At 41.8% G+C, this 21,120-nt stretch carries 20 protein-coding genes, 2 tRNA genes and 1 rRNA gene; 21 read left to right on the top strand and 2 right to left on the bottom strand.

From position 1 onward, the window contains the following. Nucleotide 1: 1 nt before the first annotated feature. From G8782_RS17590 to G8782_RS17570, 5 genes are all read left to right on the top strand, one after another. Nucleotides 2-628: a peroxiredoxin family protein gene (locus G8782_RS17590; protein WP_172373668.1), complete on the top strand. Its 627-nt coding sequence runs from the start codon at nt 2-4 to the stop codon at nt 626-628. An 89-nt stretch (nt 629-717) separates the two neighbouring features. Further along, entirely contained in the window at nt 718-1,014 is a 297-nt protein-coding gene (gene yabP / locus G8782_RS17585; RefSeq protein WP_172373666.1) for a sporulation protein YabP, read from the top strand. Next, nucleotides 1,011-1,478 carry a spore cortex biosynthesis protein YabQ gene (yabQ, locus tag G8782_RS17580; RefSeq protein WP_172373663.1) on the top strand — a complete coding sequence of 156 codons (468 nt, stop codon included), beginning with the start codon at nt 1,011-1,013 and terminating at the stop codon, nt 1,476-1,478. The genes yabP and yabQ overlap by 4 nt, the downstream gene beginning before the upstream one ends. A 54-nt stretch (nt 1,479-1,532) precedes the next feature. Then, complete coding sequence (locus G8782_RS17575; protein WP_172373660.1) at nt 1,533-1,952, top strand: FtsB family cell division protein; 420 nt, start codon at nt 1,533-1,535, stop codon at nt 1,950-1,952. Nucleotides 1,953-2,081: 129 nt separating this feature from the next. Then, on the top strand, nt 2,082-2,513 hold the full coding sequence (locus G8782_RS17570) for a S1 domain-containing RNA-binding protein (RefSeq protein WP_172373658.1): 432 nt from the start codon (nt 2,082-2,084) through the stop codon (nt 2,511-2,513). Nucleotides 2,514-2,859: 346 nt separating this feature from the next. On the opposite strand, the gene G8782_RS17565 is transcribed toward G8782_RS17570, so the two are convergent. Both G8782_RS17565 and G8782_RS17560 read right to left on the bottom strand, forming a co-directional pair. After that, nucleotides 2,860-2,931: transfer RNA gene (locus G8782_RS17565), tRNA-Glu, on the bottom strand. Nucleotides 2,932-3,106: 175 nt separating this feature from the next. Continuing rightward, nucleotides 3,107-3,180 (bottom strand) — tRNA-Met (locus tag G8782_RS17560). A gap of 177 nt (nt 3,181-3,357) precedes the next feature. Here G8782_RS17560 and G8782_RS17555 point away from each other — a divergent pair. From G8782_RS17555 to G8782_RS17480, 16 genes are all read left to right on the top strand, one after another. Then, complete coding sequence (locus G8782_RS17555; protein WP_172373657.1) at nt 3,358-5,757, top strand: SpoIIE family protein phosphatase; 2,400 nt, start codon at nt 3,358-3,360, stop codon at nt 5,755-5,757. Nucleotides 5,758-5,778: 21 nt separating this feature from the next. After that, on the top strand, nt 5,779-7,239 hold the full coding sequence (gene tilS, locus G8782_RS17550) for a tRNA lysidine(34) synthetase TilS (protein WP_172373656.1): 1,461 nt from the start codon (nt 5,779-5,781) through the stop codon (nt 7,237-7,239). Continuing rightward, on the top strand, nt 7,209-7,751 hold the full coding sequence (gene hpt, locus G8782_RS17545; RefSeq protein WP_172373649.1) for a hypoxanthine phosphoribosyltransferase: 543 nt from the start codon (nt 7,209-7,211) through the stop codon (nt 7,749-7,751). Before tilS ends, hpt begins: the two co-directional genes overlap by 31 nt. Before the next feature lie 143 nt (nt 7,752-7,894). Continuing rightward, nucleotides 7,895-9,907: an ATP-dependent zinc metalloprotease FtsH gene (ftsH, locus tag G8782_RS17540; RefSeq protein ID WP_172373647.1), complete on the top strand. Its 2,013-nt coding sequence runs from the start codon at nt 7,895-7,897 to the stop codon at nt 9,905-9,907. A 99-nt stretch (nt 9,908-10,006) separates the two neighbouring features. Then, the gene (locus tag G8782_RS17535) at nt 10,007-10,771 is read left to right on the top strand and encodes a type III pantothenate kinase (protein WP_172373645.1); all 765 of its coding nucleotides are present in this window, start codon (nt 10,007-10,009) and stop codon (nt 10,769-10,771) included. 33 nt (nt 10,772-10,804) lie between these two features. Continuing rightward, complete coding sequence (hslO, locus tag G8782_RS17530) at nt 10,805-11,692, top strand: Hsp33 family molecular chaperone HslO (RefSeq protein WP_172373643.1); 888 nt, start codon at nt 10,805-10,807, stop codon at nt 11,690-11,692. Continuing rightward, entirely contained in the window at nt 11,670-12,593 is a 924-nt protein-coding gene (locus G8782_RS17525; protein WP_172373641.1) for a peptidylprolyl isomerase, read from the top strand. The genes hslO and G8782_RS17525 overlap by 23 nt, the downstream gene beginning before the upstream one ends. 173 nt (nt 12,594-12,766) lie before the next feature. Next, nucleotides 12,767-13,693: a cysteine synthase A gene (gene cysK / locus G8782_RS17520; protein WP_172373639.1), complete on the top strand. Its 927-nt coding sequence runs from the start codon at nt 12,767-12,769 to the stop codon at nt 13,691-13,693. A 104-nt stretch (nt 13,694-13,797) separates the two neighbouring features. Further along, complete coding sequence (locus G8782_RS17515; RefSeq protein WP_246231746.1) at nt 13,798-15,186, top strand: anthranilate synthase component I family protein; 1,389 nt, start codon at nt 13,798-13,800, stop codon at nt 15,184-15,186. 14 nt (nt 15,187-15,200) lie between these two features. Beyond that, the gene (gene pabC, locus G8782_RS17510; protein WP_172373637.1) at nt 15,201-16,055 is read left to right on the top strand and encodes an aminodeoxychorismate lyase; all 855 of its coding nucleotides are present in this window, start codon (nt 15,201-15,203) and stop codon (nt 16,053-16,055) included. After that, a complete protein-coding gene (folP, locus tag G8782_RS17505) occupies nt 16,055-16,906 on the top strand; it encodes a dihydropteroate synthase (RefSeq protein ID WP_172373635.1) in 852 nt (283 codons plus the stop codon). The genes pabC and folP overlap by 1 nt, the downstream gene beginning before the upstream one ends. An 11-nt stretch (nt 16,907-16,917) precedes the next feature. Beyond that, nucleotides 16,918-17,286 (top strand): dihydroneopterin aldolase, encoded by a 369-nt coding sequence (gene folB, locus G8782_RS17500; RefSeq protein ID WP_172373633.1) that lies wholly within the window; start codon nt 16,918-16,920, stop codon nt 17,284-17,286. Further along, nucleotides 17,283-17,792, top strand: coding sequence for a 2-amino-4-hydroxy-6-hydroxymethyldihydropteridine diphosphokinase (gene folK, locus G8782_RS17495; RefSeq protein ID WP_172373631.1), 510 nt, complete (start codon nt 17,283-17,285; stop codon nt 17,790-17,792). Before folB ends, folK begins: the two co-directional genes overlap by 4 nt. A 57-nt stretch (nt 17,793-17,849) precedes the next feature. Next, nucleotides 17,850-18,878 (top strand): tRNA dihydrouridine synthase DusB, encoded by a 1,029-nt coding sequence (gene dusB, locus G8782_RS17490; protein WP_172373629.1) that lies wholly within the window; start codon nt 17,850-17,852, stop codon nt 18,876-18,878. A gap of 111 nt (nt 18,879-18,989) precedes the next feature. Continuing rightward, a complete protein-coding gene (gene lysS, locus G8782_RS17485; protein WP_172373628.1) occupies nt 18,990-20,480 on the top strand; it encodes a lysine--tRNA ligase in 1,491 nt (496 codons plus the stop codon). Nucleotides 20,481-21,002: 522 nt separating this feature from the next. Continuing rightward, nucleotides 21,003-21,120 (top strand): 16S ribosomal RNA (locus G8782_RS17480); the annotation flags it as partial.

Raw genomic sequence — 21,120 nt, 5'->3', positions numbered from 1 at the left:
TATGAGGAAATTTAGAGTTATCGGAATGGTTATTTCAGTTTTAATTATTGTTTCTATGATTGTTATCATGATAAACATGAATTTTGGTGCGAAAAACCATTCAAATGACCTAGAAGAGTACCCAAGCGGATTAATAGAAGATCTTCCAAGCGATCTAATAGACGAAAATATAGATACCGAGTCTGGCCTTGATAAAAATAAGTTAGCGCCGGACTTTAAACTGACCACATTAACTGGCGAGACTGTAAGTTTATCGGATTATAAAGGGAAGACAGTCATTCTTAATTTCTGGGCATCCTGGTGCCCGCCTTGCAGGGTTGAAATGCCGTACATGGAGAATTACTACGAGGAAAATAAGGATTCTGAGAATGTAGAAATACTTGCCGTAAATATGACGAAAACGGAAAGAGGCGGAGGCGACAAGATTGGAAAAGTACAGGGGTTTGTCGACGAACTCGAACTAACCTTTCCAATCTTATTGGATGAAGCTGGTGATGTGATGAAGCTATATCAAGTCATGGCCTATCCGACAACGTATATCATAAATCCGGATGGTATCATAACAGATGTAGAGATACGTGGTTTGGATGAGGAATTAATCGCAGAACTTGTGAACAACAGTCAATAACAAATTCAGGTAAGTAAGTCTGTAGATTGGTATGTTTTTTTATCCCGTTGCATAAGATGCTGTGAACGTACAAGCAAAGGGGGAAGCATATGCATATTCAAACAGACAGTCCAACGTATACAATTCCATCAGGTGATCATGTTGTAACAATGCGCAATCGTAAAAGGATGGACTTAACCTCGGTAAAGTCTATCGACCGATTTGACCATGAAGAGTTTCTCGTTCGAACATCTCAAGGGCTCCTGCAAATACGTGGTGAGGAATTGCGCATCGTACATCTAGATGTCGACAAGGGTCTTCTTACGTTGGAGGGGACAGTCGGTCTTATTCAATACGATGAGAATGAATCAGAATCGCGGAATTTCCTCCATAAATTATTTGGATGAGTTTATCCGTACAGTTTCTTAGCCTCCTGGCAATGATTGGAACGGGCATTGTGGCGGCTGGATTCATTGATATGATTGGTACTGGAACATCGCACGCCGGGAAAAAGTCGATTATTCGAAGGCGTGCGGTGCTACTTGAAGTGATTGGTTGGGTAGTGGTTGGATGTTGGTCATTTTATGTTTTATATGTCGTCCGGGACGGCGAGTGGCGCATTTATGATCCATTTGCCCAACTGAGCGGAATACTTTTGTACGCCAGTTTTTTTCATAAACCTTTCCGCTTTTTCGGGAGAATTCTATTAATTTTATTTTTAAAGCCTTTGGGGTTTATAATCCGTGGAATTTTTATGATTATTGCATGGGTTATTCGTCTCTTCATCAGGATTATTGACTTTCTATTTAGTCCCCTGTTTGCAATATTCCATCGGTTTCAAAGAAAGCTCTTTAAAAGTCAAGAGAAATGATATATAATCGATGGACTATCGAAGTGGGTTCTATTTGGAAAGGAAGTGCTGGACATGGTACAAAAACAAAATAGAAAATCACCTGCTACAATCGCTGCCATTAATAAAGAATATGTCCAATCCCTTCAGCAAAAAATTGATCGGAAGAAAGCACGCAAGATCCGTTTGTATCGTAGATTAACAGTTTTCGCGGTTGCTGCACTCTTAATTCTCGGGTATTTAACGCATTCGTTTTTTGAACAGAAAAAGATTTTGGCGTTAAAAGAACAAGAAAAAGCTGAAATGCTTGCCGAATTAAAGGAAATAGAAGACGAACAAGAAATGTTGATGAACCAACTGGCAAAACTAGAAGATGATGAGTATATCGCCAAACTTGCAAGGCAAGAATATTTTCTATCCGATAAAAATGAAATTATTTTTTCAATGCCAAATCAAAAAGCTGAAGATAAAAAGAAAACAGAGGAAAAAGAGTAGTCTTATTGACACTCTTTTTTTTATTCGTTATAGTAGAAGGTAGTATATTGTTTATTTTCAGGACTTGTGAATATGGTTGGAAGGCTTTTTGCGAAGCCCGCTTAAATCTTAAGGAGGAGCATTTTTTTTATGTCAATAGAAGTAGATAGCAAGTTACAGGGTAAGGTAACGGGGATTACAAATTTCGGAGCGTTCGTTGAACTGCCGAACGGTTCGACAGGCCTTGTTCACATTAGTGAAGTCGCGGACAGCTATGTTAAGGACATTAACGAACATTTTAAAGTCGGCGATATGGTTGAAGTAAAAGTGATGAATGTTGGGGCAGATGGTAAAATTGGATTGTCGATCAGACGAGCAAAACCAGAATCTGAACGCCCACAACGTCCGCAACGCCCACGCCAAGGAGGACGTCCAGGTGGTGGAGGACGCCCAAGCGCTGTTCGTCCGGAAAACTTCGAACAGAAAATGGCACGTTTCATGAAAGATAGTGAAGAGCGTCTATCAACTTTGAAACGGGCAACAGAATCTAAACGCGGCGGTCGAGGTGCAAGAAGAGGGTAACTTGCTAGCTTTTTTACAATAAGAAAAATGATTCATATATGTTAGTGGCGTGTTAGATTCTATCTGATATGCCACTTTTTGTTATCGTTAAATGAAAAACAACGCGACTTCCATTTGATTCTGGAGGTCGCGTTGATGGTTTTTAGAATATGTCTGTCAATTTGTTCGATACATTACGCTACGGGGAGAGTAGAATGTACAAGGTTTTTCCGGCAGTGCTATTTTCGATAGGATCCTCGAAAATATGCCTCAGGGTCAAAACTTTGTTTTGACAAGAGGTTTAAGGTGGAAACTATGAACGCAAAGTATGCGTTCAAGTGCTTTTTTGCGTTTCAAATTTCTTTTATGACCCCTACGGGATTCGAACCCGTGATACCGCCGTGAAAGGGCGGTGTCTTAACCGCTTGACCAAGGGGCCTTGGTGAGATGTGTGATTGGCGTTTTATTAAGATTTTTTTTGGTAGACGCGTAAAATCTTTTCCGGCAGGACTATTTTCGATAAGTGCCTCGAAAATATGCCTCAATGTCGAAACTTCGTTTCGACAAGTGCTTTAGGGTAGAAAATTCGGCTAAGTTCGCCGATTTTTCTTTAATGGCGGCGGAGGGAGTCGAACCCACGACCTTACGGGTATGAACCGGACGCTCTAGCCAGCTGAGCTACGCCGCCTTTTTTCACAACATCTTGTATCTTACCTGTCCCGGGGATAAATGTCAAGACGCGTTGAAATAGAAAAAGAGTTCGGAAAGAGTCGAAAAGTTTCTCTATTTTGCTGCCATGAACAGACAAATTCTTTTCCATTACCTATGTATACTCAAACATACGTCGGCATAGGGGGGATGGAAAATGAAGTTAGCAGGTAATATTGAAAGACCAATTACTCAGGCAGTGAGGATGAATGTTGAGGAACTTAAGAAAAGAAAAACGCAAATCATGATGGCGACCCTATTTTTATTCGGTTCATTTTTCTTGGCACAGGCAGTGTTGTTCGATGCGGCGGTTCCTTTTTTCTTGCCAGTTTGGGCATTGGCGGCTGCGCGTTTCAGGAAATATTTAATCTGGGTCTTTATCGGGGGAATGGCGGGGAGTGCATTTCTGGGGATTGGACAAGCGGTTATTCATTTATTCCAACTTGGACTTTTCACCACTGTTATTCGGTATCAGATTTCCCGAAAATATGTACAACTAACTGTTGCCTTATGTATTCTTCTAGTCCAGTTCGGCTGGCAGTTAATCATGTATGTAGGTCAGATACCACTGGAGATTCAGCTGGTGATCGGTTATGAAGTGATTCTAGCCTTATTTATGACATTCTTTTTATTTGTCGCTTTTCCGCCGGAGAACCGTATTTTTTTTGGACAATGGTCAAATGAACGATTAGGCGCTGCTTGTGTGATCGGAGCGATGGCGTTAACTGGCATGAAAGGAGTAGTGATTGGTTATATTTCAATCGCGGGGGTTCTCATTCATTTAACGATACTTCTAGCTGCCTCTACGGGTGGACTTTTATTTTCAACGACGGTGGCAATGATAATTGCAGCGATTATAGGAATCGCGGAATTGTCGTTCGCCGGAATGATTGCGGTATATGGTATGACTGGATTTTTCTCAGGCGCGCTAAAGCGATTTGGAAAACTTGGGATTGCTGTTGGCGGCGGATTTGTTTCACTCTTTTTCTACTTGTACGACCTGACCTTACCGATTGATAGTACACATTTTTATACCATCGGACTGGCTACAATGATCTTTTTGTTAATTCCGACGAGCAAAACACAACCGCTCAAAAAAACGCTGTTCCCGGAAGTTATCGATAATTCAAAGAAAAGACAGGAGTGGGTTTCTGAACGACTTGATGAACAACTGAATGATTTTCAGCAGTTTACGGAGTTTATGTCGTCGCTTGTCGAAGAAAGAGAATTGGGAAATGGAAATTCGAATAATATAGAAATAAAAACGCCATCTGTTTGCAACTCTTGTTTCCGCTATTCGAAGTGTTGGGAAAGCGACGAGGCTGATATGGCACGGCTAATTGGTGAGTGGGAGGCGTCCTATTCGCTAACGAAAAAGTCTGCTCGCCATCGCGTTGAAGAAAAAATGAAATATAAATGTATTCGCTTTGCTGGGCTTGCCGTTGAATTAGAAGAAACATCAGCAAATCGACTGTTGAGCGGGCAATTGCAACATGGCAGGAAAATGCTTGCGCTTCAATTAAGAGATTTAAGTACCCATCTAGATAAACTGATGAAGGAGATAAAAGGTGATTTGTCCGTTCATATAACAGCGGAAGAAGAATTGGGAAAACAATTGGATCGACAAGGAATTGAACATTTTCAAATAGACGTTATATCAGAAGAACGAGGGGCGCGTAAAATCGTTTTCAGTCTTCCAGAAACAAAATCGGATTTCGAAACCGACACCATGGTCGCTGAACGCTTGATTTTGCCTATTTTAGAGAATATGTATGAAGAACCTTTTCAAGTTCTTAAATCTGTTGTAAAACATGAACCGTTTACGCATATTCGCGTCACGCTGACATCAGCAGTTCGATATTCCTTTGATTACGGAATCGTTGCAACATCTGGTGAAAAATCATTTCGTGCCGGGGATGCCTATGAGGTATTTCAAATTCATGAAGGGTTAGCCGCGGTTCTTCTTTCAGATGGCATGGGGCAAGACATTAATGCTTATCGTGAAAGTCGAAAAGTGATTCGGTTGATGAGAGAATGTCTTAATCGTAAAATGGACCCTGAAACTGCAATGCATACACTTCATTACATGATGTCATTAAATGGGTTGGACGATATGTACGCAACAATTGATCTTGCTTTGATTGATTTGCAAGAAGGAAAGTTATGGGCATGGAAAGCAGGCTCCATGAGCACTTATATTAAACGTGGAGATGAGTATTTCAGAATTGATAGCATGTCTGTCCCGGTTGGCTTTCTCCCGTCATTTTCCGTCAAAGCTAAACAAGTAAAACTAAAAGCGGGTGATATGTTAGTAATGATGACAGATGGAATGTTCCAGGGAGATGTTTCTCTCGAGTTACAAGAAAAGGCGCTTTACGGTATACTTGGGAAATACGGACATTTGCATTGCGATGATGTGGCCAACCGAATCGTCAATGAATTAGAAAGACGGTTTAAAGCCGTCGAAGACGATCGAACAGTGCTGGTTATGAAAATCGACCACGTTCTTCCTGAATGGTCGAGTTTTACCCCCTATTCGCAGGTTGCTGCTCGATGATAGCTGAAAGTAGGTGGAGTGTTGGAAAGTTTTAGTGATACGATTCTTCAATTTATTAATGAGAACCGTCTCTTAAAAGCACAAGATCGCGTACTTGTTGCATGTTCAGGAGGGGTGGATTCGATTGCACTTCTCCACTTTCTTGCAGTGCATCGCGAGAAACTAGCTATCGAAGTTGCTGCCGTCCATGTAGACCATATGCTACGAGGAAAAGAATCGGCTTTAGAAGGCGACTTAGTTAGCGATCTATGCAGACGACTCAAGGTTCCTTTCTACGGAGGACAGGTGCCAGTGCCTAAAATCCTTGAAAATGAAGGAGGAAATGTGCAAGCGGTATGTCGTGCAGGAAGATATGATTTTTTCGAAGAAACGCTGCGTTTAAAAGAATATAATGTATTGGCTACGGCACATCACGCGGAAGATCAACTAGAGACGGTTTTAATGCAACTGACGAAGGGTTCAGTACCTTCAGGAATCCCGATTAAAAGGGAAATAGGCGAAGGTATGCTCATTCGTCCTTTTCTCCCTGCAATAAAAGAAACGCTCTATGCGTATGTAAAAGAAAACGACGTGCAATTTTCCGAAGACCCTAGCAATAAAAGCGATGCTTATATGCGCAATCGCTTCAGAAGAGATGTTATTCCTCATATAATTCAAGAAAATCCAAAAGCTCCCGAAAGAGTTGCCGCAATGGTCGGGAATCTACAAGAGGACGAGGCATTTCTATGGGCGTCGGCGGAAGAACAATTAGGCAAGATTATTGGGTTTACAGAAGAAGGTCTGCCCACAATAAGCAAACAATCATTTGGAAGCATGCCAACTGCTTTACAAAGGCGAATGATTAAACTACTATTAGATTATCTTTATGATAATAATAAAGTCCTCGTTCGTTATAAATATACACTCATCGAACAGTTGTTACATCATCTCAATTCCGAGGATGGAAACGTCTCGATTCATCTCCCATTAGGTTATCGGTTTGTTAGAGAATATGACAAGTTAACATTTGTGAAAGAAGATAGCCTGTCAAATCCCTCTGCGATGATAAAAATCATGCCACAAGGTGAAAAAACGGATTGGTTAAATAATGGTTGGATATATTGGGCGGAGATCGATGAGGCACGACCGGATATTCTCGAGCAGGCTAAGGAAATCAGGTATTTTAATGTGCTCGATGATTCATTGCCACTTTCGGTCAGGCAAAGAAAAGAAGGCGACCGGATGTTGTTAGCAGGCATGGCGAATCCTAAACGGTTATCAAGGTTGTTTATCGATGAAAAAGTGAAATTGTCTTTACGCGACGAGTTGCCGGTTATCGTTACGAATAATGATGAAGTATGTGCAGTGCCAGGTTTGCGTTACGGCGCCTCGTTTTCCAAAAACAGGCTAACGACGAGCCGGTACATATTTATTTTAGGGAATTATAATTCCATTACTGAGGAGGAATTTCGATGCTCGCCAAAGACATTGAAGAAGTACTGATTACGGAAGAAGAAATACAACAAAAGATTGATGAGCTAGGTGCCGCGCTTACGGAAGAATACCAAGATAAGTTTCCGCTCGCGATTGGCGTGCTAAAAGGCGCTCTCCCATTCATGAGTGACCTTATCAAACGCATCGATGCTTATATCGAACTTGATTTTATGGACGTTTCAAGTTACGGGAACGCGACTGTATCATCTGGCGAAGTGAAAATCGTGAAAGATTTAAATACGAGCGTCGAAGGGCGAGATGTATTAATCATTGAAGATATTATTGATAGTGGAAAAACATTGAGCTATCTCGTTGACCTGATGAAATATCGAAAAGCAAACTCCATAAAAATCGTCACGCTACTCGACAAGCCAACTGGACGGAAAGTGGATCTGGAAGCTGATTATATCGGTTTTAATGTTCCGGACGCTTTCGTAGTAGGGTACGGTTTAGATTACATGGAGAAATATAGAAATCTATCTTATATCGGAGTATTGAAAAAAGAAATTTATTCTTTTTGAAGCTTTCCGAATCTCCCCCAAATAGGGGGTAAAGGAAAGCTTTTTTTGCGTAACAATTATAAGGCGTTTTCTTTGTAGATTGAAGATTACTTATGGTAAGATTTACAATAGTTTTCTGTTTAATGAAATGAGGAGGCCTAGGGATGAATCGAATACTTCGATACTTTCTACTATATGGACTAATCTTCCTGGCTCTTATGGGGATATTTGGTTCACTGAATAAAACAAACCCGAAAGTAAAGCCGATAACATACAATGAATTTCGGCAGGCACTTGAAGAAGGAAAAGTAAAAAGCGCAACAATTCAGCCTGACCAACTCATCTATGAAGTTAAAGGTGAGATGAAAGGTTATGAAGAAGGCGAAACCTTTATAACGAATATTCCGCAGTCACATGAAACACTGCTAAATTATATTGATGAGGTTGCAGCATCGACGTCTGTTAAGATCGAATATTTAAAAGCACCGGAGACGAGCGCACTCGTATCATTTTTCACCGGACTCGTTCCATTTATCATTATTATTATTCTGTTCTTCTTCCTGTTGAATCAGTCGCAGGGCGGCGGCGGCGGTAAAGTAATGAATTTTGGTAAAAGTAAGGCGAAGCTTCATACGGATGATAAAGAGAAAGTTAGTTTCGATGACGTTGCGGGAGCAGATGAGGAAAAAGCAGAACTTGTTGAAGTTGTTGATTTCCTTAAAGATGCGCGTAAGTTTATCGAAGTCGGCGCACGCATACCGCAAGGGATTCTCCTTGTAGGACCGCCAGGAACAGGTAAAACATTACTTGCGCGTGCAGTTGCAGGTGAAGCTGGCGTACCATTCTTCTCAATATCAGGTTCTGATTTCGTTGAGATGTTTGTTGGGGTCGGAGCATCGCGTGTACGTGATTTATTCGAAAATGCGAAAAAGAATGCCCCGTGTATTATTTTTATAGATGAAATTGACGCGGTTGGACGTCAACGTGGCGCGGGACTTGGCGGCGGACATGATGAACGTGAACAAACGCTTAACCAATTACTTGTTGAAATGGATGGTTTCGGCGAAAACGAAGGAATCATTATCATTGCAGCTACGAACCGCCCAGACATTTTAGACCCAGCACTTCTGCGTCCGGGTCGGTTTGACAGGCAAATTACAGTTGGTCGTCCAGATGTAAAAGGAAGAGAAGCAGTTCTCCGAGTTCACGCGCGAAATAAGCCATTGGACGATACGGTGAACATAAAAGCACTTGCTCAACGTACACCAGGTTTCTCTGGAGCGGATTTAGAAAACTTGTTGAACGAGGCTGCACTGGTCGCTGCAAGACGCGATAAAAAGAAAATTGACATGTCGGATATTGATGAAGCAACGGATCGAGTAATTGCTGGTCCTGCTAAAACAAGCCGTGTCATCTCTGATAAAGAAAGAAATATTGTCGCATTCCACGAAGCAGGACACGTCGTTGTCGGACTCATGCTTGATGAAGCGGATATTGTGCATAAAGTCACGATTGTACCTCGAGGCCAAGCTGGCGGTTATGCCGTCATGCTTCCGAAAGAAGATCGTTACTTTATGACGAAGCCGGAACTGCTTGATAAGATTTCCGGACTTCTCGGCGGACGTGTTGCAGAAGAAATTGCACTCGGCGAAGTTTCGACCGGTGCGCATAATGACTTCCAACGTGCCACAGGAATTGCAAGGTCAATGGTGACGGAGTACGGAATGAGCGAAAAACTCGGCCCGCTACAGTTCGGTCAATCACAAGGTCAAGTGTTCCTTGGAAGAGACTTTAGTTCTGAACAGAACTACTCCGAGTCGATTGCTTATGAAATCGATCAAGAAATGCAACGCATAGTTAAAGAAGAATATGAGCGTACGAAGAAAATACTGACAGAAAATCGTGCATTGCTTGATTTAATTGCTACAACTCTTCTAGAAGTAGAAACACTTGACGCTGAGCAAATCAACCATTTGAAAGATCATGGGACATTACCAGATCGTCCATATGACAATAATGGAAAAGAACAAAATAAAACGGAGTCAACTGACAAAGAAGATAACAATGTCATCTCAGACTCAGTAGGCGCACCGTCAGATCCGTCAATTGCCAATTTGCCAAAAGAACGGGAGTATGAAAGCCCGCCAAATCCATTTGACGAAAAACGAAGAGATTAAAAATAAAGCTGGCCCTTTTTGAAGCGGTCAGCTTTTTTTTATTCTTCTGTTTGTGGTATGATATGTTGAAAAATGTCGAAGTTAGCGAGGAACTTAAAAATGATCTTAGTGATGGATACAGGAAATACAAATATCGTCCTCGGTGTTTATGACCAAGGAAAACTCAAATACCATTGGCGCATGGAAACATACCGGCAAAAAACAGAAGATGAATATGCGATGCAAGTAAAATCGCTCTTTACGCATGTCGGCTTAACGTTTGAAGATATTCATGGAATTATCATTTCGTCCGTTGTGCCGCCAGTAATGTTTCCTCTTGAACAAATGTGCAGTAAATATTTCAACCTAAAACCGCTCATTGTTGGCCCAGGGATAAAAACAGGATTGAACATTAAATACGAAAACCCGCGCGAAGTAGGTGCAGATCGAATCGTGAATGCTGTTGCAGCCATCGAGGAATATGGAAGCCCTCTAATAATAGTCGATTTTGGAACGGCAACGACATATTGTTATGTAAATAGCGATGGGGGCTATATGGGCGGGGCAATCGCGCCCGGTATTGGCATATCGATGGAGGCCTTATTTGACCGCGCTTCTAAACTGCCGAGAATTGAATTAACGCGTCCTGACAACGTAATCGGGAAAAATACAGTCACCGCAATGCAGGCAGGAATTGTATTCGGTTATGTCGGACAAGTTGAAGGTATTGTTGCCCGCATAAAAGCACAAAGTAAAGAAGAGCCTACTGTTATTGCAACGGGAGGTTTAGCTGATCTGATAGCTAGCGAAACAACGGTAATTGATGTAGTCGATAATTTCTTGACACTTAAGGGACTGCACCTAATTTATCAACGAAACATATAAGATATTAAACCGATTTTAAAGGAGCAGATCGTAATGAAAGATTATTTAGTAAAAGCATTAGCGTTTGATGGAACAATCCGGGCATATGCTGTCCGTTCGACAGATACAATTTCTGAAGTGCAAACACGTCATGATATTTGGCCTACAGCAAGTGCAGCCCTCGGTCGCTCGATGTCGGCGGCGGTCATGATGGGTGCGATGTTAAAAGGTGAAGATAAATTAACGATAAAAATTGAAGGTGATGGACCCATTGGCCCGATGGTGATCGATTCTAATGCTCATGGTGAAGTACGCGGCTACGCAACAAATCCCGCTGTTCACTTTGAATTGAATGAATCGGGCAAACTTGATGTCAAACGAGCAGTTGGGACTTCGGGAATGCTAACGGTCGTGAAGGATTTGGGACTGCGTGAATTCTTTACAGGCCAAGTTCCTATTGTTTCTGGTGAAATTGCCGAAGACTTTACGGAGTATTTTGTCACATCCGAACAAGTTCCGTCTGCAGTTGCGCTAGGCGTACTCGTTAATCCGGATAAGACAATAAAAGCGGCAGGTGGATTTATCATTCAGGTTATGCCAGGTGCAACTGATGAAACAATTGATATCTTGGAAGAACGAATCGCGACCATGGAACCGATATCGAAAATGATTGATAAAGGACTCGCACCTGAAGAAGTATTGCATACGGTGCTTGGCGCTGAAAATGTAGAAATCCTCGATAAAATGGATGTTGCATTCAAATGCAATTGTTCAAAAGAGCGTTTTGGCGATGCGATTATTGGTCTCGGTGAAAAAGAAATTCGCGAAATGATTGAAGAAGACGGCCAGGCCGAAGCAAACTGTCATTTTTGCTTAGAGTCTTATGTTTATGATAAAGAGGATTTAGAAGGGTTCATCCATGAAATACAATCGCGGCCATAAAGAAGAGCAAGCAAAAAAGGGAACGAGAAGATTAAAAGCAAAACCTCTTTTGATTGTAATTGGTATTCTGTTATTCAGTAATTTGCTATGGTTCATCGCATGGAAAGTAACGGATAAGTCGTGGGAAACTGGAGAAGTAGTTGCTTCAGTTGATGGCAAGTCGATTAAGCGCGAAACCTGGATGGCCGCAATGGAAGAAAAAATCGGTCGTGAAACTCTATTGGAACTTGTGAACAACAAAGTGATGGAAGCCGCGGCGAAAAAGTATGATATAAAAGTTTCCGATAAAGAAATTGACTTGGAACTTGCGCTAATTCATTCGGTAGACGATCAAATATTCACGGGTATGACTACCGAAAAAGAACGAGAAAAAATCAGCACCTCGATTGTATTAGAAAAAATACTGACAAAAGATATTGTTGTTAGTGATGAGGCGATAAAAGCAAATTATCATAACAATGCCTCGTTGTACAACACAGTGAATGCGTACCGAACCGCAATTATAGTTCTTTCATCAAAAGAAGAGGCTGAGAATGCACTAAATGAATTAGCTGAAGGCTCGAGCTTTAATATATTGGCGAGAGAACGTTCAATTGATGCATCATCTGCAAGTCTCGGTGGCGATCTTGGGTATATCAGTGAAGAAAAAGATTCTATTGATTCGGCTGTCATTAAGTCAGCATCCTCGTTAAAACCGAATACAACGAGTGGTGTCATCTCCCTTTCAAATGGAAACTTTGCGATTATACAAGTAAATGACATCATAAAAGGGAAGACATTTAAATTAAAGGAAGTAAAAGAATATATCAAACGTAAACTAGCAATGGAACAACTAACTGAAACAGTCAGCATTGAATCGTTTTGGAAGGAATTCGACACAAGCTGGTTTTACCGCGAATAAAAACTACTAAACTAACAAAACCATCTACTAGATGGTTTTTGTTGTTTCAGGGATTACATACTCGAAGAAAGGGGAAGAAATAGGTAGATAAAACATTTGACACCATGCACACTATAGTAGTAGGATTAATATCATAAAGCATATCAAAATAGTAGGGATTGGGAGAGGGTACTATGACTATCGTAGGAAATTCCGTTGCGGATTTAGTTGGGAAAACGCCACTCGTTAAAATGAATCGAATGACAGGTTCCGATGACGCAGATGTTTATTTGAAGTTGGAGTATTTTAACCCGGGCTCTAGCGTAAAGGATCGAATTGCACTTGCTATGATTGAAGCAGCTGAAAGATCTGGAGAGTTACAAAAAAACGGCACAATTATCGAACCGACAAGCGGCAATACTGGAATTGGTTTGGCGATGATTGCAGCGGCCAAAGGTTACAAAGCAGTTTTAGTCATGCCGGATACGATGAGTACCGAACGCCGAAACCTATTACGTGCATATGGTGCAGATCTGGTATTGACGCCAGGCGCTGAAGGCATGAAAGGCGCTATTGGAAAAGCAGAAGAACTGGCAAAAGAAAACGACTGGTTCATGCCTCAACAATTCAACAATGAAGCGAATCCTGAAATTCACCGTCTAACGACTGGTCCTGAAATTGCAGATGCGCTGGACCGTGTAGATGCGTTTATTTCGGGAATTGGAACGGGTGGTACAATTACCGGTGCAGGAGGCGTATTAAAAGAACGTTTTCCCGATGTGAAAATTGTAGCTGTTGAACCGACAGACTCTCCTGTTTTGTCTGGCGGAAAACCGGGTCCACATAAAATTCAAGGAATTGGCGCAGGTTTTGTGCCAAAGGTGCTTGATACAGACATTTACGATGAAATAATACTCGTAACAAATGATGAATCATACGAAACGGCGAGACGCGCGGCAAGAGAAGAAGGAATTCTCGGAGGCGTTTCCTCTGGAGCTGCTATTTTTGCAGCCCTTCAAGTCGCAAAAAAGCTTGGAAAAGGAAAGAAAGTAGTCGCCATTCTTCCATCAAACGGAGAACGGTACTTAAGTACACCGCTTTATCAATTCGAAGACCAATAAGTCACAGGAAGAAGGAGCACATGCACTCCTTCTTTTTTTATGCACAAAACAAGAAATGTGCGTTAAGATAGGAGTATCAATCGGTACCAGGAGGAAAGCAGAATATGACACAACATGTACCGGCCTACACGGCTAAAACAATGACTAAAGATCAGTTCTTCACGGCTTATAAACAACTTGCACATAAAAATGAGGAACACGTCCTTCTGGAAAGCGGACGCGGCGGCAACTTATCAATTGCTGGAATTAATCCAATGGCAACATTTCAAGCGTTAGAAGGCGACAATTTAAAAATAACATGGCGAGATGGCACCGAAGAAATTAAACAAGGAGACCCGCTGGAACTCCTCACTCAGTTTGTTGTTGATTATGAAGTGGATTTCATTCCAGAGCTCCCCGAATTTCAAGGCGGTGTAGCGGGATTTATAAGCTATGACTACGTTCGAAGGTATGAAGCGATACCGAATGACGCGATAGATATCTTAAAAACACCAGATTTATTCTTTTATCTATTCGATGAGTGGGCAGTTTTTGATATCCATAAAGAAACAGCCTATTTCATAACGCTTCCAGGAAGCGGGATAAATCCCGCAGATGTTATGGCTAAATGGATGGAAGCAGCTGAATTTAAAGTTGAATTCGCAACATGCGAAGCAGAACCGTCAGATAATCTAGAAGTATCTGTGACAGGTCCGCAATTTGAGAAAATGGTGGAAGACGTACAAAAATACATTGCAAAAGGCGATGTAATCCAGGTGAATCTTTCAGTTCGGCAATCGAAAGCGTTAAACGCTCATCCGCTTGCGATGTACGAAGCGCTTCGTTCTGTCAACCCGTCACCATATATGGCCTCAATCGGCGCGCCTGAATTTTCGGTTGTATCAAGTTCGCCGGAATTACTGTTGAAAAAACGCGGAAATGAGTTGAATACGCGCCCAATTGGCGGTACGAGACCGAGAGGGACGACATCGGATGAAGATGCCGCCTTCGAACAGGACCTTTTATCGGATGATAAAGAAAAAGGCGAACATCTCATGCTTGTAGAGTTGGAAAAAGAAGATTTAGAACGAGTATGCAGTTCTGGCACAGTAGAAACAAACGAATTCATGGCCGTTGAACGCTATTCTCATGTCATGCACCTCGTATCGAATGTTCGCGGAGTAGCAGATGAGAAACTGTCAAATGCCGATATTATTAAAGGCGTTTTTCCCGGCGGCACAATTACAGGTGCACCGAAACTGCGCACAATGGAGATTATCGAAGAACTCGAGCCGGAGCGAAGAGGTTTATACACAGGATCGATTGGCTGGTTCGGTTTCAATGGAGATTTTGAATTAAACGTAGTCATTCGCACGGCTTTTATTAAAGATGGAGTCGTGCATATTCAAGCAGGCGCTGGACTAGTAGCAGATTCGATCCCGAAAAAAGAATATATCGAGTCGTTAGCAAAAGGAAAAGCGCTATGGCAAGCGAAAGCGATGGCTGAAAAATAAAGGAGGTCTAGCTGATGTTGTGCTGGATGAACGGTGAATTTGTGCAAGCTGAAGATTTGAAAATCTCTCCTTTCGATCACGGATTTTTATACGGCGTCGGTTTTTTTGAAACGTTTCGTACATATAACGGCAATTTGTTTTTATTTCAAGCGCATATGGATCGGTTAAAAACTTCGCTCTCCGAATACCAGATTTCGATGCCCTATGAAAATGAGAATATAATAGCTGCTGTTGAGAAGCTAAATGATGCCGCTGGCGGTTCAGATGGTTATTTTCGGCTGAATGTATCGGCGGGGGTTCACGATATCGGCCTTGCACCTTCATCGTATACAGCACCGACTGTTATTCTATTTAGAAAAGAATTACCCGAAACTGCTGCTGGCACTGAAAAAAAGGGTGTTTGGCTGGATACAATACGCAATAATCCGGAAAGTGCCATTCGCCATAAATCACATAACTTCCTCAACAACGTCCGTGGAAGACTCGAGCTCCCTTCATTAAGAGAACATGAAGGATTGTTTCTTAACAAAGACGGTTTTGTCGCGGAAGGCGTGACGTCCAATGTGTTTTGGATAAAAGATGGAGAGCTATTCACGCCAGCGATTGAAACAGGAATTTTACCCGGAACAACCCGAGCATTCGTTATGGAAATCGCTGAAAAGGATGGAATTAGCGTGAATGAAGGGTTTTACACCTTAAAAGACGTTGAAGCGGCAGACGAATTATTCGTCACAAACTCAATTCAAGAAATTGTGCCATTAGCCAGTATCGGGGGTAAATCATTACCGGGAGCAACTGGAGCTTATTATCAAAAATTGCGCAACTTATATAGTGGAGCCATTGAAAATATGAAAGAAGGAATCGACTAATGGAATTAGCAAATGCCAAAGCAATCTACCGTTTCGGAGAAATCGAAATTGACTTCCGAACAGAAACGGTGGTTATGGGAATATTAAACGTGACACCTGATTCATTTTCCGATGGCGGAAAGTACGGACGAGTTGATAGTGCCCTTAAGCATGCAGAAGAAATGATACGAAACGGCGCGAAAATTATCGATATCGGCGGTGAATCAACCCGTCCAGGACACGAACCCGTTTCAATTGAAGAAGAGCTTGAGAGAACTGTGCCAATTATCGAGGCAATCACTCGTGAGTTAAATTGCGGAGTTTCAATCGATACATATAAAGCAGCGGTTGCGGATGCGGCAATGAAAGCCGGCGCGCACATTATTAATGATATTTGGGGTGCGAAACGCGAACAGGAAATTGCGAAGGTTGCTGCTTTCCACAACTCACCAATCATATTAATGCATAATCGAGAGCAAGTGGATTATAAAGATCCGTTAATGGATGAAGTAATTGCTGACTTGATTGAAAGCATTGACATTGCAAAGAATGCAGGAGTCGCTAAGGAAAACATTTGGTTAGACCCTGGTATCGGATTTGCAAAAGATACGGAACAAAATATAGCGGTCATGCAGGGACTACAGAAGATCGCTGATTTAGGCTACCCACAATTACTTGGAACTTCGCGGAAATCAATGATTGGCAATGTTTTAGATTTGCCTGTTGAAGAACGTCTTGAAGGAACAAGTGCAACGGTTTGTTATGGGATCGAAAGAGGTTGCCATATCATACGAGTTCACGATGTAAAAGAAATTGGGCGTGCAGTTAAAATGATGGATGTATTAACAGGTAAGTCTACATATAAGGGATAGGAGAATGCCAATTGGATTATATTCATTTGAACGAAATGGAGTTTTACGGTTACCACGGCGCATTGCCGGAAGAGACAGAGCTCGGTCAACGTTTTCGTGTGACAGTATCGCTCGCGACCAACCTTGAAGAAGCGGGGAAAACCGATGACCTGGATAAGACGGTGAATTACGCAGAAGTTTATCAGCTTTGTAAGGAAATCGTAGAAGGTGAGCCCAAAAAACTAATTGAAGCAGTCGCAGAAAATATCGCGGGAAATCTATTAAACTGTTATTCGAATAAAGTAACGGGAGTGCGTGTAGTTCTCATTAAACCTGACCCGCCGATTGCCGGACATTATGCATCCGTTTCTGTAGATATTACACGAGGAAATTTCAAGTGAACAGTGCATTCATCTCGATCGGATCAAATATCGGCGAGCGTTTACTCCATTTGAAAGGCGCAGTGCATGCCCTTCATTCGCATGGTGGAGTGTCGGTTTTGTCGGTGTCATCCGTTTATGAAACAGCGCCAGTTGGGTATACGGATCAAGCGGACTTCTTAAATATAGTCATTGAAGTAAGAACTTCGTTAGACGCCTATGACTTGTTAATCGTTTGTCAAGAGATTGAACAAGAATTAGGCCGTGTCCGCACAGTAAGGTGGGGTCCAAGAATAGTAGACCTTGACATATTGCTCTATAATAACGACAATATTAAAGCGGAGAACTTGATCATTCCGCATCCGCGAATGCATGAACGGGCATTTGTACTTATACCGCTTCTTGAAATCGCACCGGAAGCCGTTCATCCAGTGACCGGTCGATTTTATTCAAATGAGGCGGCAGTCAATGAACCAGGTGTTTTACTTAGGCAAAAAGTGAACGGGGTCGAAGAATTTATTCGATAAAAAATTGTCTCCGAACTATATAGCTTCATATCGATGCAATCGAAAGAAGGAAATATAATGAACGATATTAAAGAAAGACCATTTAAAATCGGCGATATTACGATGGACAATCGTGTTGTTCTCGCACCGATGGCTGGAATTTGTAATTCAGCGTTTCGTCTGACAGTCAAAGAATTCGGGGCGGGTCTTGTTTACGCAGAAATGATCAGCGATAAAGGGATTGTCTTCAAAAACGATAGAACAATGAGCATGCTTCATATCGATGAGCGCGAATATCCATTGTCTCTGCAAATTTTCGGAGGCGAAAAAGATACGCTTGTTCAAGCGGCGCAGTATGTCGATAAGCATACGGCGGCGGATATCATCGATATTAATATGGGGTGCCCTGTCAATAAAATCATTCGATGCGAAGCCGGCGCGAAGTGGCTTCTGGACCCGAATAAAATTCATGAAATGGTTTCAGCAGTTGTCGACAACGTCGATAAACCAGTAAGCGTTAAAATGCGTATTGGTTGGGACGACGAACATATCTTTGCTGTTGAAAATGCGAAAGCAGTCGAAAGTGCTGGCGGTTCGGCAGTAGCGGTTCACGGTCGCACACGTTTGCAAATGTATGAAGGAAAAGCGAACTGGGATATTATCCGACAAATGAAAGAAGCAGTCTCGATCCCTATAATCGGGAACGGCGACGTCAACACTCCGCAAGATGCGAAAGAAATGTTGGAACAGACAAATGTCGATGGCGTCATGATTGGACGAGCTGCACTCGGAAATCCTTGGATGATCTACCGTACAGTGCGTTTTCTTGAAACAGGCGAATTAATGGAAGAACCGAATGCACGCGAGAAAATTGATGTTTGTTTACTTCATTTTGAACGACTAATGGCTTTAAAAGGTGAATCCGTGGCTGTGCGAGAAATGCGCAAACATGCATCGTGGTATTTGAAAAGCATTCGAGGCAATGCCAAAGTTCGGAAATTAATTAATGGAACAGAGACTGCAAGTGATTTAAGAAGTCTTTTGAACAGTTTCGCAGAAGAAGTGATGGAGCGTGAGCAGGCAGAACTTGCTGGAAGTGCTGTCTAATTCTAAAGGTTTGAGCTGCCGCGAATTGTGGTAGCTCTTTTCTTTGTGTACAATAGGGATATAATCAAAACATGTAATGTAAGAATGTAAATTATCGGAGGAGTGAATGAAATGTCTAATCTCGATGAACTAAACGACCAACTTCTGGTGAGACGACAGAAGATGTTGGATATAAGGGAAAGCGGACTCGATCCGTTCGGTTCGAAATTTGAACGAACGCATTTATCTGAGGATATTCGTAAAAAGTATGATGGCTTCACGAAAGAAGAATTAGAAGAAGCTTCATATGAAGTGAAAATTGCGGGACGTATAATGACAAAGCGTGGAAAAGGAAAAGCAGGATTTGCCCACCTTCAAGATTTAGGCGGCCAAATTCAAATCTATGTACGGCAAGATGCTATCGGAGAAGAGGCATACAAACTATATACAAGTACTGACCTCGGCGATATTATCGGTGTTGCCGGAACAATCTTCAAAACAAATGTCGGCGAACTATCAATCAAGGTAAAAGAATTTACCTTCCTCACAAAGGCCCTTCGCCCTTTGCCTGAGAAATTCCATGGTTTGCAGGATATAGAACAACGATATCGCCAGCGCTATTTAGATTTAATTTCAACAGAAGGCAGTAAAGAAACATTCATCTTGCGTAGTAAAATCATTCAATCGATGCGACGCTACCTTGATGATCAAGGATTCCTCGAAGTTGAGACGCCAATGTTGCACGCAATCGCGGGTGGTGCTTCAGCTCGACCGTTCATTACTCACCATAATTCACTAGACATGACACTTTATATGAGAATCGCAATTGAGCTTCATTTAAAGCGTTTAATCGTAGGCGGTCTTGAGAAAGTATACGAAATTGGACGTGTGTTCCGTAACGAAGGAACTTCAACTCGTCACAACCCTGAATTTACAATGATTGAACTATATGAAGCGTACGCTGATTATGAAGACATAATGGCTCTTACAGAAAATTTAATTGCACATATCGCCCAAGATGTACTTGGCACTACAGAAGTTACCTATGGAGAAGATGTCATAAATTTAGCGCCGGGCTGGAAAAGACTTCATATGGCGGATGCTGTTAAAGAGTATACGGGTGTAGATTTCTGGAAAGAAATGACGAAAGAAGAAGCACACGCTCTTGCGAAAGAGCATGGCGTTGAAGTGACGGTGATGATGGAAGTTGGTCATGTACTAAATGAATTCTTTGAGCAAAAGGTAGAAGAAGAGTTGGTGCAACCAACATTTATCTACGGGCATCCAGTAGAGATTTCCCCGCTTGCGAAAAAGAATCCTAAGGATGAGCGTTTCACGGACCGATTCGAATTATTTATCGTACGTCGTGAACATGCGAACGCCTTCACCGAACTTAATGATCCAATCGATCAACGTCAACGTTTTGAAGCGCAACTTGTGGAAAAGGAACAAGGAAACGATGAGGCGCATGATATGGATGACGACTTTATTGAAGCATTGGAGTACGGGTTACCGCCAACGGGAGGACTCGGGATCGGAATTGACCGTCTAGTTATGTTGCTAACGAATGCACCATCAATCCGGGACATTCTTCTATTCCCGCAAATGCGTCCGAGAGACTAACTTCATTAAAGAGTTAAATCAAACGTAATGATGAAACAATCAATGCACTCGAACTGTAATTTGAACAAAAAATGCATTTCATCGCAAGCGAAACTGTTAGATGCAAGTGCTTTTAGTAAGTTTTAATAAAGTGAAAACCAACGTGCGAAGCCGTAACAACTAAGGTTTCGCACGCTTTCTTATGTAATGTAATACAAACATGTTAAAAAAGTATTAAAAAAGTGTTGCATTATAGTTTCATGCCTGTTATAGTTATGAATGTCGCCAAATTCACCATAGAAACAACGAAAAAGAAATTGTAAATAGTTGTTGACATGGATAAACAAGTTTGGTATGATATAAGAGTTGCTGTTGCGAGACGGTAACGCAGAAGCGAATATGTAAGTGAAGTTCTTACTTATATAATGAACCTTGAAAACTGAACAGCAAAACGTCAAGATATAACGTTTCGTTAATTCGAAACAAAAACGAATCTTCGGATTCGAAGTCAGCAAATGAAATTTGAGCTATTCAAGTTTCTCTATTATGGAGAGTTTGATCCTGGCTCAGGACGAACGCTGGCGGCATGCCTAATACATGCAAGTCGAGCGAACATTTATTGAAGCTTGCTTCTTTGAATGTTAGCGGCGGATGGGTGAGT

It is taken from the genome of Sporosarcina jiandibaonis, from assembly GCF_013184495.1.
In the GTDB taxonomy this organism is placed as follows: domain Bacteria; phylum Bacillota; class Bacilli; order Bacillales_A; family Planococcaceae; genus Sporosarcina; species Sporosarcina jiandibaonis.
The sequence above is the reverse complement of the archived record's forward strand: the minus strand, read 5'-3'. Positions and strand labels throughout refer to the sequence as shown.

Bases quoted from the DNA above. Each gene is read 5' to 3' on its own strand.
- G8782_RS17535 (WP_172373645.1), top strand. From the start codon at position 10,007: ATGATCTTAGTGATGGATACAGGAAATACAAATATCGTCCTCGGTGTT.
- G8782_RS17575 (WP_172373660.1), top strand. From the start codon at position 1,533: ATGGTACAAAAACAAAATAGAAAATCACCTGCTACAATCGCTGCCATT.
- G8782_RS17525 (WP_172373641.1), top strand. From the start codon at position 11,670: ATGAAATACAATCGCGGCCATAAAGAAGAGCAAGCAAAAAAGGGAACG.
- dusB (WP_172373629.1), top strand. From the start codon at position 17,850: ATGAACGATATTAAAGAAAGACCATTTAAAATCGGCGATATTACGATG.
- G8782_RS17515 (WP_246231746.1), top strand. From the start codon at position 13,798: ATGACACAACATGTACCGGCCTACACGGCTAAAACAATGACTAAAGAT.
- ftsH (WP_172373647.1), top strand. From the start codon at position 7,895: ATGAATCGAATACTTCGATACTTTCTACTATATGGACTAATCTTCCTG.
- yabP (WP_172373666.1), top strand. From the start codon at position 718: ATGCATATTCAAACAGACAGTCCAACGTATACAATTCCATCAGGTGAT.
- G8782_RS17555 (WP_172373657.1), top strand. From the start codon at position 3,358: ATGAAGTTAGCAGGTAATATTGAAAGACCAATTACTCAGGCAGTGAGG.
- pabC (WP_172373637.1), top strand. From the start codon at position 15,201: ATGTTGTGCTGGATGAACGGTGAATTTGTGCAAGCTGAAGATTTGAAA.
- lysS (WP_172373628.1), top strand. From the start codon at position 18,990: ATGTCTAATCTCGATGAACTAAACGACCAACTTCTGGTGAGACGACAG.
- hpt (WP_172373649.1), top strand. From the start codon at position 7,209: ATGCTCGCCAAAGACATTGAAGAAGTACTGATTACGGAAGAAGAAATA.
- cysK (WP_172373639.1), top strand. From the start codon at position 12,767: ATGACTATCGTAGGAAATTCCGTTGCGGATTTAGTTGGGAAAACGCCA.
- yabQ (WP_172373663.1), top strand. From the start codon at position 1,011: ATGAGTTTATCCGTACAGTTTCTTAGCCTCCTGGCAATGATTGGAACG.
- folP (WP_172373635.1), top strand. From the start codon at position 16,055: ATGGAATTAGCAAATGCCAAAGCAATCTACCGTTTCGGAGAAATCGAA.
- G8782_RS17590 (WP_172373668.1), top strand. From the start codon at position 2: ATGAGGAAATTTAGAGTTATCGGAATGGTTATTTCAGTTTTAATTATT.
- G8782_RS17570 (WP_172373658.1), top strand. From the start codon at position 2,082: ATGTCAATAGAAGTAGATAGCAAGTTACAGGGTAAGGTAACGGGGATT.
- hslO (WP_172373643.1), top strand. From the start codon at position 10,805: ATGAAAGATTATTTAGTAAAAGCATTAGCGTTTGATGGAACAATCCGG.